Genomic DNA, 12,438 nt, shown 5'->3' on the forward strand with positions numbered 1-12,438 from the left:
CCTCGACTTTTACTCGTGATTGCCTTATGATGGAGATTCATATTTGCTTCTCAAAAAGTCGGCTCAGGCTCAAGCCCACCTTGGTCTTGTTCATACTTGGTCTTGTTCATACTTGGTCTTGTTCATACTTGGTCTTGTTCATGGGCAGCAGCAGAAGGGGAAATCCTTAATGAATATTCCCAGGAATCAATGGCAATTCTTTCCAATTATCCAGCATTCCCAGGGAACACCCCTCATTTCCGGTTTTGCCAAATAAGTTAAGCGAAATAAGTTAATTTTTATTGAGCCAAATGAGGCGAACAGAAATTAACCGACTATCTTTTCTGAAGTATAGTTCATTATCCCAAATTAGCCGTGGTTTCTACAAACATTCCCAAGACAAGTCAATCCACCCAAACGCCCACCCGTAAAACCGGAGCGTTTGCCCTCATTGATAGTTTATTACGTCATGGCGTTGACCGCATTTTCGGATATCCTGGCGGGGCAATTCTGCCCATTTATGACGAAATACACCGGGCCGAAGCTAGGGGCGATCTTCAGCATATCTTAGTTAGACACGAACAGGGAGCAGCCCACGCTGCCGATGGTTACGCGAGAGCGACAGGTAAGGTTGGCGTGTGTTTTGCCACTTCCGGGCCAGGGGCGACTAATTTAGTCACAGGTATTGCCACCGCCCAATTAGATTCTATCCCCTTAGTGGCCGTAACGGGTCAGGTGACTCGGAGTGCCATTGGGTCCGATGCTTTCCAAGAGACGGATATTTGGGGCATTACCCTGCCTATCGTGAAAAACTCCTATGTCGTCCGTCGGGCCGAAGATATGGCGCGAATTGTTGCCGAAGCCTTTCATATTGCCAGCACTGGTCGTCCGGGCCCAGTATTAATTGATGTTCCCAAAGATGTGGGCATTGAAGAATGTGACTATCTTCCCGTTGAACCAGGTTCAGTGAAATTATCGGGGTATCGTCCCACGAAAAAAGGCAACCCCCGGCAAATTAATGCAGCGTTACAGTTAATTCAGCAGGCCAAGCGGCCCCTGTTATACGTCGGAGGTGGGGCCATTACCTCCGGGGCCCATGAGGAATTAGCCCAACTGGCGGAACATTTCCAAATTCCCGTCACCACCACCTTAATGGGGTTAGGGTCTTTTGACGAAAACCATCCCCTCTCGGTGAGTATGTTGGGGATGCACGGGACGGCCTACGCCAATTTTGCGGTGACTGAATGTGATCTCTTACTTGCAGTGGGGGCCCGGTTTGATGACCGGGTGACAGGCAAATTAGAAGCCTTTGCCTCAAAAGCCAAAGTGATCCATATTGATATTGATCCGGCAGAGGTGGGCAAAAATAAAGCCCCCAATGTGCCAATTGTGGGAGATGTGAAACAAGTTCTCCAACAAATGTTACAACGGATTAGTGAGTTAGAACTCCCCAGTAATACGGGGCAAACCCAAGCCTGGTTAGAGCGAATTAATCGCTGGCGACGGGATTATCCGTTGGTTGTGCCGCATCCGGACCAACAGTTATCCCCCCAAGAGGTGATTGTAGAAATTGGTCGTCAATCGCCCTATGCCTACTATACAACCGATGTGGGACAACACCAGATGTGGGCAGCCCAGTTTATTAATTACGGGCCTCGTCGTTGGATTTCCAGTTCGGGGTTAGGGACAATGGGCTACGGAATGCCCGCCGCAATGGGGGTTAAAATGGCTCTCCCCGATGAGCAGGTAATTTGTATTAGTGGCGATGCCAGTTTCCAAATGAATCTGCAAGAGTTGGCGACCCTAGCACAATATAATATAAAAGTCAAGACCATTATTATTAATAATGGCTGGCAAGGAATGGTACGCCAATGGCAAGAAACCTTCTATGAGGAGCGTTATACGGCTTCTAATATGGAGGCCGGAATGCCGAATTTTGTCAAGTTAGCGGAAGCCTTTGGCGTGAAAGGGATGGTAATTCGATCGCGGGATGAATTAAAAGATGTCATTGCTGAAATGCTGGCCTATGACGGGCCTGTATTAGTGGATGCCCAAGTGATCAAAAATGAAAACTGTTATCCCATGATCGCCCCTGGTAAAGCCAATTCCCAAATGTTAGGTATTCCAGAGAAAAAAGTGGAACGCTCTGAGATAATGAACTGCACCAGTTGCGGCACACCGAGTCCAGGGAATCACAAATTTTGCCCCGAATGTGGTACGAAACTTTAAGGGGTGATAAGTCTCGTCTAAAGACTTAGAAGGGGTTTTAACAGGTGTTGAGACTGAACCTTGGGGTTAACCTCCAAGGTTCAGTCTTGTATTATCGTACTGATTACTGATTACTGAATAGGAATAGAAAGAGGCGTTTTCCCTTTAACCGGATAATCCCGTTCCTCAATTAACTGCTTTAATGCCTTAACTCGCTGTTTTGGGGCTGGGTGAGTAGATAAAAACTCAACGGTTTTGGGAGTTTCTTGGGCAATTCGTTCAAAAAAATCCGTCGCCCCGGCCACATGACCATAGTTTTGATAAAGTAACTGTAACCCAAACCGATCCGCTTGTAATTCTTGACCTTGGGAATATTGAGCATTACTAATCACCGTAACCCCATCCACCACCAAAGATTCTAAAGCAGAGATATCCCCTAAAAAATAAGACAATACCGCTTTAATTAACACAATTTTCCCTAACTTCCGTAGATGATCTCGATGGTCAAAATGGCCCAACTCATGGCCTAAAATCATCATTAACTCATTTTCTGACTCTAGACGTTCTAATAACTCCCGATAGACAACAATCACATCTCCTGGAATAGCTATAGCATTAATTGTATCTTCAGGAATATATAACAAGCGATAATCCCGATTCTCATGGAGAGAGTCCGTTAAATAGCCCTCTAATTGGTCTAAACGTTGATTCAATTTAGTTTGGGTAAGAGAATCTTGAGCTTGTTTTTCGTACACTGGCACAATCACTCGGCCCAGTTGTTGTTCAACCTCCACAGGTATCCACCACACCATTGCATTAATCAACCCCGAAATGAGGAAAAAGACAGCGACAATTAACCCCCCAAAAATCGCCGCCAAGGTGAGTAATTGGCGATTACTAGGGGGTGGGTTGCGGGAGGAATATTGAGTCATGGTGCGTTAAACTACTAGATAAAGAAGCGTTACTCGATTAATTACTTTTAGTGGGACGGAAAGGACGGAGAAAATTGAGTAGCCCGTAAATACTGCGAGATTGCACCCATAGACGGCCTTTACCCCGAAACCGACAAACTAACCCTTCTCCGCCTAAAATTCCGGTTTTGAGATTTTTAAACGATAACCCCCCAATCATCTCGACATTGTAATCTAGAGAATCTTCAAAGGCCACAATATAGCTAGTATCCACCACATAATCCCCCGCCACCGGAATTTCCACAATGGCCCCGTAGGAACTAAACCAAAAGTCCCCTTTACCACTAACGTGGATTAAAAAGAGGGATTCTCCACTAAAAAACCCTTTAAACCCCTGAAATTTAGTATCCATGTCCACCGTAGGACTACAGGCCACAAAGCCGGAAGATTGCACCATTAACCCCTTATCTCCAGTTAAATGGTAATGTTTCACCTCCCCAGGGACCCCAGGGGAAATATACAATTGTCCCCCCCGACTACTGGCAATAAATTCGTTAATAAATAAAGATTCTCCCACAAACATCCGCCCCACACTTTTCATCAGGCCGCCGCGCATTTGCGTTTTCATGGTGAGAGCGGTATCCATAGCCGCCATCGCTGACGCTTCGACTAACATAGACTGGTTGGGTTGCAAGTCTAAGATCAAGGAGGCATAAGCCGGGGAATGCTCAATTTGATAAGCGGTTTCTTGTGTTGTCATGGTTTTTACTGTAATTAGTGTTGTAAGTTTTAAACTGCCTGTTTGGGGGACAGGGAAAAGGGAAAAGGGAACAGGGAACAGGGATAGGGGTTTTATAGTTTTTTTCTTGCTGTTTCATTGATTACAAATTATTTATTTTTGCTAAACCAGTAATCAGTAACTAGGAAGGAATCAAGTTTAAACGAAGATCAGGGGAAAAAACAGTGTAGCCCCTAAAACTATCTCCCCCATCTTCTTGATCTTCTCTTGGTGTCCTTTGTGTCTTTGTGGTTCAACTCTCAACTCTCAACTATTAACTCCCCAATTTAACGAGGGGGAAGTTGCGAGCCGACTAAAGACCCAAAAGCGGTGTTATTATGGGTTTGACAATAAACTTTCCCCTTCCCTCGGAAATGACAGATTAACCCTTCTCCCCCTAACCAGGCCCCTAACCAACTGTCTCCGGCTTTATTGATGGAAAAGTCTAAACTGCGTTCAAAGGCGACAATATGGCCAGTATCAACAATATATTCTCCATCCACTGGAATTTCGTAAATGCCACCAAACGAGGTTAACAAAACAGGGCCATATCCCGTTATGCGTAGCCAAAAGATGGCTTCTCCGGAGAAAAAGGATTTAAACCCCTCAAAGCCTAAATCAATATCAACATTGCTGTCATTGGCTAAATAGGACCCGGCTTGTACGACTAATTCCTCTCCTTCCATGGGATAGACGATTAAATCTCCCATTAATTTCGGGGCCAGAAAGACTTCTCCTCCGTCGGTAGGGGACCGGAAGACGCTGAGAAAGAGGGACTCTTGGGCTAACATTCGCTTGAGGCCGCCCATAATGCCGCCGCCTTTGCCTTGGCGGAGGGTGGTGCTGGCGTTGATCGTGCCACTCATGGCGATCATAGCACCAGCTTGGGCGACTAATTCTTCTTGGGCGGCTAGGGTAATTTGCGCGATCGCGCTATCCGGTTTATGTAATATTTCAATATCCATCGCACTCTCTCCTTAACGGACTTTGGGACGCAGATAACCCACTAAACCGCTAATACTGCGCGATTGTAGATAAATTTTACCGTTTCCTTTGAGTCGGTTTACCAGTCCTTCTCCAGAGGTTAAAGAAGAAAGCAGGCCACCGGATAATCCCACACTCATTTTAATGGCCGGATCATAGGCAACCAAGTGAGAGGTATCCACAATAAATCCCCCCCGGACTTGTTTTTCCGAAATGCCTCCATAGGCCCCAAAAAATACCCGTCCTTTCCCCTGCAAGCGCAGTTTAAAGAGTCCTTCCCCCGAAATAAAGCTGGCCAACCCGGCCCATTGCACCCCCATTTTGACTCCTGGGGTATGGGCAATATAAGCCCCCGGTTGAAAACATATCCCATTGGGGGGAACATCAAGGGGGACAATATCACCAATAATAGATTGACTGAGGACTAGAGTAAGCGGTTGATTGGTTTTATTTTTGAAGATATTGACAAATAAGGACTCTCCCCCCAAAAATTTCCGCAGGATGGCTTGAAAAAAGCCACCGGAAAACTCAGTCGTCATGGTGAGTTGAGCATCCATACTCGTCATTGCCCCCGCTTCAGCCGTAATTTTTTCACCTGGTTCTAAGGTGATAAACATGGCCGCAAATGCCGGTTTATAACGGATTTCGTATTTCATCCCTTTGGTTGAGGTCAAATTATTCCTCTAGTTTGGCAAGGACTTCCCCAAACTAGGTAGTGTTGTTCATCGAATGTAACCTTTCTCTGGGTTGTCTCGATTCTGGGGATTTTTATAGCGATCGCGCTGAAAATTCAATAAAATACTCTTGAGCCACAGGTTCTCCGTCCATATAAGAGGGTTCAAAAGACCATTGTTCAATCACCCGTTTGGCCAATTGTCCCGCCTTCCCTGCACTAATTGTGCCAGATAACACTTGTGCAGATTCAGGATAAACCGTGACACTCCCATTCGGTTCAATCACAACCACCACTTGCACCGTAAACGGTTCCACATTCTCTAGGTCTAACGGTTGCAAATATTGCACCGCATCCAATTGTTGACGGGTTTGTTGCAGTTGGGCCAGTTGAGTGGGAATATCTCGATCTGGAATCGTTAAACGCAATTGTCCCAAGGTAGCTAAAAATTGACCTGAACCCGTTTCGCGGTTGGTCCCCGTATCACCATTTTGGCCAGGAGTCCCTTGACTGACAGGTTGTGCTGGAGAAGGGTTAGGGGGTTCTAAGTTGGACTGTTGCGGTGTTTGACCGTTATTGGGACTCGGTTGAGGACTATTATTGTTAGAGGTATCTGGACTAGGGTTAGAAGTCTCAGAAGTGTCTGGACTAGGGTTAGAAGTCTCTGGACTAGGGTTAGAAGTCTCAGAAGTGTCTGGACTGGGGTTAGAAGTCTCTGGACTAGGGTTAGAAGTCTCAGAAGTGTCTGGACTGGGTTGAGGACTATTATTGTTAGAGGTATTCTGACGAGGGGTTGGAGAGACAGAATTAGGAGAAGGAGTTGAGGGGGTGGGAGGAGAAGACGCAACCGGAGAAACCGGATCAGACATTGGGGAGCTAGTCTTCTGAGGGGGGGTTTGTACAATAAAATCGACTGGGACAAAATCTTGGGGTTGAACCGAGGGAGAAGAAGACGTTTGGCCCGATCGCGCTTGAGATAAAATAGCCCAGAGTATCCCCCCCAAGACAATATGAATGGCAACAGACCACAACAACAAAGCCACCCAAAGCGTCGGTGAATCATCGTGGTATAGTTCTCGTAGGGAGTGAGTTGGGAAATAAGAGCGCGATCGCATGGCAGACTTTGAACAACGGTTGAGCGCAGTCCCCATCTAAAATCACAAGATTTAGATGGGGTTAGCGAAACATCAAGACCATTACCAAAAAGCCCTTGACGAGGATTGAACTCGTGACCTCACCCTTACCAAGGGTGTGCTCTACCACTGAGCTACAAGGGCAAAGAATTCCCAACCAAAAATCCCAACGAGGAAACTGGAATCAGGAATAAAAAAAATGTGGTGGGCCGAGCTGGATTCGAACCAGCGTAGGCATAGCCAGCGGATTTACAGTCCGCCCCCATTAACCACTCGGGCACCGACCCTTATTGACCACGATTAATAATCTTAGCATAAGAATTTCAAGTTTTGTCAAGCAAACCAAAATTTTTTTTTGAGCGGCCTAAGAATAAGGCAGAAGGCAGAAAACAGGAGACAGGAGACAGAAGGCCAAGAACCAACAACCATCACTGATTTAAATAACTAATCTCCATCTCCACCGATGCGTCACAAGTCTCGCCGGCCTGCAAATAAACCAAATTCTCCTTCGTATTCAGGGCATTACGGGGAGAACTCCAAGGCTCTAAACAACAATAGTCCTTCCCTTGTACCGTCCAAAACACCAACGTCGAGTAAATATCCGAATACCTTAACGTAATCCGCCAACGTTGACGCTGATTCATCAACGACGCATGATTGCGAGTGACGGGTTTGAGGGCCACATCAATCTCCTCTTGCTGCAAATCAAACTTACCCGTAAAAGGGAACGACGTTTTAGTCAAATGGTCATGCCCCTGAGAAGCCGGAATATCAAGGGAAATTTGCTGCTTATCCGTCACCCAAAAATAGGGATGTAGTCCCGTGGCAAACGGCATCGTCTCATCAGACTGATTCGTGTAGCGTTGTTCAATAATCAGACGATTCCCTTGGAGCTTATAAGTAAACAATAACTCAAAATCAAAGGGATAAACCGCCCGGGTCTTCTCATTACTCTGAAGTCGTAACGTCAAACTCGCACAGTCATCCGTAGTCTGTTCCACCACCTCCCAAGGAAAATCTCGCGCAAAACCGTGTTGTTTAAGCGTATAAGACTTACTCTGATGGACATAAAGATTATTAGGGAGATTCCCACAAATAGGGAACAAAATCGGAATCCCCCCCCGCACACTTAACTCTGGGTTCGCAAAGCGGTCTTTGTCAAGATAGAGAATATCTTGCCCTTGAACTCGCCAACGACTGATAATTCCGCCTCGTTCTGGAACGACCTCAATACGGGAATGGGCCTGTTGATCGGTGAGAATGATGGTTGGATATTGGTCTTGTTTCAGCGAGATGGCAAACACCGCTTTCTTCCCTGTAAACTGTTTCTACTTTCGATTTAACCAAAGCCTGGGCCGGAAATGATCAAGGTTTCAAGAATTCTTCAGGTTAATTCATATCTTGACAAGATTTTCCGTTTATGTGTGACCAAAATCACATCCCTCCTTCGTTACTCATCAATGGCCAATCGCCCAAATTGCTTTATCATCTGGCCAGAGTGAATCAGGGTGCTTAAAATGATTAATTCACTGGTCAAATCCGCCTTTGAGACAGGTTGCCTGAGTGTAGCCTCAGAAAGTTTGATTGGGCAATTACTCGCGCAGCAGGTTTGCCAATCGGGAGACTTGCAAGCCCTTCAGCGTCTTAATGAAGCCGTCTGTCAAGGGATTTTGAAGCGGGAAGCCCGTATTGCCTATCCGGACTGGACAATGGTGCAAGGAGGATAGGAGTATTAATAAAAATTGGAGTAACTCCCTGGGAAGATTCCGCAGGGAGTTTTCTATTGAATAGACTAAGTAAGTCCTTTAGGGCTAGCCTTGTAAAGGTGGGTAATGATAGAACAATATACTGTTGTTGTAGTTGATTGTAGTTGATTTTAGGTTGGGTGAAGCGAAGCGTAACCCAACATCCCCCAGTAAAAAACGTTGGGTTTTACTCCGTTATACCCAACCTACATAGAAATATTGAGTCAGTTACCTTGATAGAGGTGGGCAATGCCAATCCTACACCATTTCATAATTTTTTAGGGTCTTTCGATACTAAGTTTGTAATTCTCTGATTGATCTATCAACCCGTTTTAACGGGTTTCAGCTATTAGCCTTGGGTTTTAACCCAAGAGACATTTATTTCAGTTAACTTTCCGGTAAAATTTCCCCCGTCTCTTGAATGAGCAGAGGAGTATTCGGAAAATCACTCTGGGTGAGACGACGTATTAATTGAATTGTCCGATTTTCAGGGTCAAAACGGGGTACACCCTCCCCAGAAAGACGGAGTGGAATAATTGTTCCGCCTAAAAAGTTTCCGGTTTCATCTAACTCAACTTCTAAAATTAGAGAATAGCCATTTTCTCCACTGGTGTTTAAGGTTCTATAGCCGATAAAATTGCCTAATGAATAGGCAATTAGTCGATTTTCATGTAATTCCAACGCACGAGGAACATGGGGGCCATGACCTAATATTAAATCTGCCCCATGATTAATCATTGCCCTCGAAAAATTGACCATATTTCCCCGATTTTCGTTGAGATAGATTTCCGTTTGATTGCGAGTTCGCAGGGCATTCCGTCCTTCTGCCCCTCCGTGAACAGAAATGATGATAATTTCGGCATTTTCTTGGGCTTGATTGACTAAATTTCTCCCTTGATTTAAGTTATTAATCGAGTTGTGATACCCTAAATAACTAAAACCAATCCAGGCTACAGTAATTCCATTCACTTTAGTATAAACAATTTGCCCTTTTTCTCCTACTGCTTCAATGCCTACGTTTTCTAAATTTTGCATTGTATCTTGAAAGCCCTGTAGGGTAAAATCGTAGGAGTGGTTATTGGCAACACTGAGGATATTAAACCCTGCATCGCTTAAAATTTGGGCGTGTTCTGGGGGACTCCGAAACGCATAAACGCGCCCAGAGACGGGAGTTTTGGCACTGTGGGGATAATTGGTGATTGTGCTTTCAAAGTTACCAAAAACAAAGTCTGCTTCTGTGAGATAAGATTGAATATTTTGGAATAAACTGGCTGGGTTAGCAGGGAGTTGATAAGCGGGGTAATTTGTGCCTAGAATTGTATCGCCTACCGCTTTAATGGTAATGGTGGGTAAGGTTGGGGGAATAAACTCAGGGGGAGGCGGTTCTAGGGTCTCTGGTAGGTTTAAATAAATATCAATTTGTGCTAAACTGGTTAGATGCCAATTGCCTGCTATAAAAAAGCTAGTGCAAAGGAAGACAAAAGATAAGGAAGATTTAAGTCTTTTAATGAAAGAAAAAGATAAATTAGTCATGAAATTATTAACATGAAATTATTAATGGTCTTGTAAATGAGCGACTCATTATTTGTAAGTATTCATCTGTCAGCACTCAGCCAACAGCTTTTGAATGAAAGGGTCCCTTGGGATGGCGAAGAAAACTTGCTCTATCCCATCGAAAAACAAGCGAGGTAAAACAAGCGAGGTAAAACAAGCGAGGTAAAACAAGCGAGGTAAAACAAGCGAGGTAAAACAAGCGAGGTAAAACAAGCGAGGTAGGTGTTTTTAGGTAATAGCTAAAACTTGATAGCTGAATGCTTATAATTATTGTAAACTAGATGAACCATGTACGGAAAAGATAAATGAGTTTTTTCCTGTTCTCTAGTCTGCTGACAGGCTGACTATTTCCTGTTCTCGAAAACCCAACCCTCAAACCATCAATGCCCCAATTGGAATTATATAGTGCAAATGTTTGCCCCTTTGCCCATCGAACTCGGTTAACGTTATTAGAGAAAGGGGTGGATTTTCAACTACACGAAATTGATTTAAGCAATAAACCGGATAACTTTGCGGAAATTTCCCCCTATGAGAAAGTTCCGGTGGTCAAGTATGGGCGCGATCGCATCTGGGAATCTGCCATCATTAACGAGTATATCGAGGAACTGTTCCCGAATCCTCCCCTCATGCCCAAAACCGCAGGAGAACGGGCATTAGTCCGGATTTTGATAGATTTTGCCAATAGCCAGTTTATTTCCGCCTTCTACAAAATTCTGTTATTTCAGAACCCCGAACAACAGGAAAAATGGAAAAACAAACTCCACCACCATCTAGAGTTTCTAGAACACGAAGGAATCGGTAAACTTAGTCAAGGAGGAGACTACTGGTTCGGGGAACACCTCACCCTCCTAGACCTCACCTATTATCCCTGGTTTGAACGGTGGTGTGTGTTAGAACATTATCGAGAGTTTCCCCTCCCCGATAGTTTTCCTCACTTAAAACAGTGGTGGAAAACCATGCAGCAACGGGAAAGTGTCCAAACCATCGCCAACCCCCCAAACCTGTACATTCAAGACTATCAACCCTATGCGGACGGGACAGCAGCCGGAATCACAGCCCAAGAAATGCGTAACAATTAAACAAAGGCGACATTATCCCAATTTACGATGAATAACAATCGACCCCTTTTAATCTTCCTCTCTGTCCTCTTAATCGCCATTCTCGGCGGGATTTACTGGGCATTAGGTTTACCAGGAACAGAACTGGGATATACCCAAGCAACCACCCCTCCCCCCATCGTCCAAGCAGAACGAAAAGCAGACAGTGAACGGATGCAAGCGGTACTCGACTGCATCCCCAAAGACCTCACCGAACAAAACCGGGATGTCAACAAACGCTGGAATCAAGTGATCACGGAAATGCAGAACGACCAACTTGAACGCGCTTTGCAATTAACCGACTCTCCCAAACTCAGTCCCTCAGAACAACAATTTCGAGACTGTTTAGCCGAAAAAGGGATAACTCGTGATTAGATTTCTAATTTCTCCTCGCTAAACAAAAGACGCTCAACAAGAGATGCTAAACAAGAGACGAGGATTCTAGATGAAATCCGGTTAATGATTATCATAACCGAACTGTAGGGGCAATTCATGAATTGCCCCTACGCTAAAATTCTGCAATCCATTGCGGTGATCAGTTTTCCTCTAATTGAGGAATGGGTAACACTTCCACCGTTGATGTCCCCTCCTCTGGGGGACTGCCAAACCATTTTTCGTGAATTTCGGCTAAAATTCCCTCTTGTTTGAGGGTGGTAATGATGTCATTAATGCGATCGCGCAACGGATCCCCCTTCGCAAACATCATACTATACTGTTCTTCCGTAGGAATACGCTCTACGACCTTCACCCCCGGATTATTTTCCGCATAATACAAAAACGCTGGGATATCACCCACATACCCGTCATAAACCCCGGCCCGTAAATCTTCAATTGCGGGTTGCAGTCCTTCATAGCGACGAACTTCTTTAAAGTTATATTGGCCCTGATGGCCTTGTACCCATTCATCGGCAGTTGAACCACTCTCCACGGCCACCACTTTCCCCTGCATATCCGTTAACCCCGTAATCTCACTATCGGACTGTACCATGAGAGACTGGTCACTATCGTAGTAGGGTTGGGTAAAATCCACCGTTTCTAAACGACTTTTGGTAATAGTAATTGAAGAAACCGCCAGATCAATGCGATGGGACAAAACCGCCGGAAACAAGTTAATAAAGGTAATATCCTGATATTCCACCTCTCGATCTAAACGTTGGGCAATAATATTCACTAAATCAATCTCAAACCCCACTAACTCCCCACTCTCATTCTCAAGTTGCCACGGGACATTCCCCACATTCGTCCCCACTTGTAGGGGGGAGGAGTCCTCTGGAATAGTAGAATTCTGACAGGCCGGGAGTAATAAACTCACACTCAAACCAGTCAAAAGGTGTAAAACAGTACGTCGGGAGGTTAGTTTGGACATGGGTTTTCTT

General features: G+C 45.0%; 12 protein-coding genes and 2 tRNA genes. 4 read left to right on the forward strand and 10 right to left on the reverse strand.

From position 1 onward, the window contains the following. Positions 1-354: 354 nt before the first annotated feature. Positions 355-2,208: a biosynthetic-type acetolactate synthase large subunit gene (ilvB, locus tag PN462_RS05990; RefSeq protein ID WP_272127112.1), complete on the forward strand. Its 1,854-nt coding sequence runs from the start codon at positions 355-357 to the stop codon at positions 2,206-2,208. 110 nt (positions 2,209-2,318) lie between these two features. Here the strand turns inward: ilvB and PN462_RS05995 are convergent, their stop codons facing one another. From PN462_RS05995 to PN462_RS06030, 8 genes are all read right to left on the reverse strand, one after another. Further along, positions 2,319-3,119: a M48 family metallopeptidase gene (locus PN462_RS05995; protein ID WP_272127113.1), complete on the reverse strand. Its 801-nt coding sequence runs from the start codon at positions 3,117-3,119 to the stop codon at positions 2,319-2,321. A 37-nt stretch (positions 3,120-3,156) separates the two neighbouring features. After that, positions 3,157-3,858: a TIGR00266 family protein gene (locus PN462_RS06000; protein WP_272127114.1), complete on the reverse strand. Its 702-nt coding sequence runs from the start codon at positions 3,856-3,858 to the stop codon at positions 3,157-3,159. 305 nt (positions 3,859-4,163) lie between these two features. Then, on the reverse strand, positions 4,164-4,841 hold the full coding sequence (locus tag PN462_RS06005; RefSeq protein WP_272127115.1) for a TIGR00266 family protein: 678 nt from the start codon (positions 4,839-4,841) through the stop codon (positions 4,164-4,166). Positions 4,842-4,853: 12 nt separating this feature from the next. After that, entirely contained in the window at positions 4,854-5,516 is a 663-nt protein-coding gene (locus PN462_RS06010; RefSeq protein WP_272127116.1) for a TIGR00266 family protein, read from the reverse strand. 112 nt (positions 5,517-5,628) lie between these two features. Further along, positions 5,629-6,684: an energy transducer TonB gene (locus PN462_RS06015; RefSeq protein ID WP_272127117.1), complete on the reverse strand. Its 1,056-nt coding sequence runs from the start codon at positions 6,682-6,684 to the stop codon at positions 5,629-5,631. Positions 6,685-6,738: 54 nt separating this feature from the next. Then, positions 6,739-6,810 (reverse strand) — tRNA-Thr (locus tag PN462_RS06020). A gap of 58 nt (positions 6,811-6,868) precedes the next feature. Beyond that, positions 6,869-6,953: transfer RNA gene (locus PN462_RS06025), tRNA-Tyr, on the reverse strand. A gap of 141 nt (positions 6,954-7,094) precedes the next feature. After that, positions 7,095-7,970 (reverse strand): aldose epimerase family protein, encoded by an 876-nt coding sequence (locus PN462_RS06030; protein WP_272127118.1) that lies wholly within the window; start codon positions 7,968-7,970, stop codon positions 7,095-7,097. A gap of 213 nt (positions 7,971-8,183) precedes the next feature. Here PN462_RS06030 and PN462_RS06035 point away from each other — a divergent pair, with 213 nt between their 5' ends. Then, positions 8,184-8,393: a hypothetical protein gene (locus PN462_RS06035; RefSeq protein WP_272127119.1), complete on the forward strand. Its 210-nt coding sequence runs from the start codon at positions 8,184-8,186 to the stop codon at positions 8,391-8,393. A gap of 405 nt (positions 8,394-8,798) precedes the next feature. On the opposite strand, the gene PN462_RS06040 is transcribed toward PN462_RS06035, so the two are convergent. Further along, a complete protein-coding gene (locus PN462_RS06040; protein WP_272127120.1) occupies positions 8,799-9,944 on the reverse strand; it encodes a CapA family protein in 1,146 nt (381 codons plus the stop codon). Positions 9,945-10,348: 404 nt separating this feature from the next. Between PN462_RS06040 and PN462_RS06045 the strand changes: the two genes are divergently transcribed. Next, positions 10,349-11,044, forward strand: a complete 696-nt coding sequence (locus PN462_RS06045) for a glutathione S-transferase family protein (RefSeq protein WP_272127121.1) — start codon at positions 10,349-10,351, stop codon at positions 11,042-11,044. A gap of 27 nt (positions 11,045-11,071) precedes the next feature. Then, positions 11,072-11,437 carry a hypothetical protein gene (locus tag PN462_RS06050; RefSeq protein ID WP_272127122.1) on the forward strand — a complete coding sequence of 122 codons (366 nt, stop codon included), beginning with the start codon at positions 11,072-11,074 and terminating at the stop codon, positions 11,435-11,437. Positions 11,438-11,597: 160 nt separating this feature from the next. Here PN462_RS06050 and PN462_RS06055 read toward each other — a convergent pair whose 3' ends face one another. Continuing rightward, positions 11,598-12,428 carry an ABC transporter substrate-binding protein gene (locus PN462_RS06055; RefSeq protein ID WP_272127123.1) on the reverse strand — a complete coding sequence of 277 codons (831 nt, stop codon included), beginning with the start codon at positions 12,426-12,428 and terminating at the stop codon, positions 11,598-11,600. Positions 12,429-12,438 lie beyond the last annotated feature (10 nt).

This window comes from Spirulina sp. CS-785/01 (assembly GCF_028330525.1).
Lineage (GTDB): Bacteria > Cyanobacteriota > Cyanobacteriia > Cyanobacteriales > Spirulinaceae > JAQMSD01.

Excerpts from the sequence above, each read along its gene's own strand:
- PN462_RS06015 (WP_272127117.1), bottom strand. The coding sequence starts at position 6,684 with ATGGGGACTGCGCTCAACCGTTGTTCAAAGTCTGCCATGCGATCGCGC.
- PN462_RS06035 (WP_272127119.1), top strand. The coding sequence starts at position 8,184 with ATGATTAATTCACTGGTCAAATCCGCCTTTGAGACAGGTTGCCTGAGT.
- PN462_RS06055 (WP_272127123.1), bottom strand. The coding sequence starts at position 12,428 with ATGTCCAAACTAACCTCCCGACGTACTGTTTTACACCTTTTGACTGGT.
- PN462_RS06005 (WP_272127115.1), bottom strand. The coding sequence starts at position 4,841 with ATGGATATTGAAATATTACATAAACCGGATAGCGCGATCGCGCAAATT.
- PN462_RS06010 (WP_272127116.1), bottom strand. The coding sequence starts at position 5,516 with ATGAAATACGAAATCCGTTATAAACCGGCATTTGCGGCCATGTTTATC.
- PN462_RS06000 (WP_272127114.1), bottom strand. The coding sequence starts at position 3,858 with ATGACAACACAAGAAACCGCTTATCAAATTGAGCATTCCCCGGCTTAT.
- PN462_RS06040 (WP_272127120.1), bottom strand. The coding sequence starts at position 9,944 with ATGACTAATTTATCTTTTTCTTTCATTAAAAGACTTAAATCTTCCTTA.
- PN462_RS06050 (WP_272127122.1), top strand. The coding sequence starts at position 11,072 with ATGAATAACAATCGACCCCTTTTAATCTTCCTCTCTGTCCTCTTAATC.
- PN462_RS05995 (WP_272127113.1), bottom strand. The coding sequence starts at position 3,119 with ATGACTCAATATTCCTCCCGCAACCCACCCCCTAGTAATCGCCAATTA.
- PN462_RS06045 (WP_272127121.1), top strand. The coding sequence starts at position 10,349 with ATGCCCCAATTGGAATTATATAGTGCAAATGTTTGCCCCTTTGCCCAT.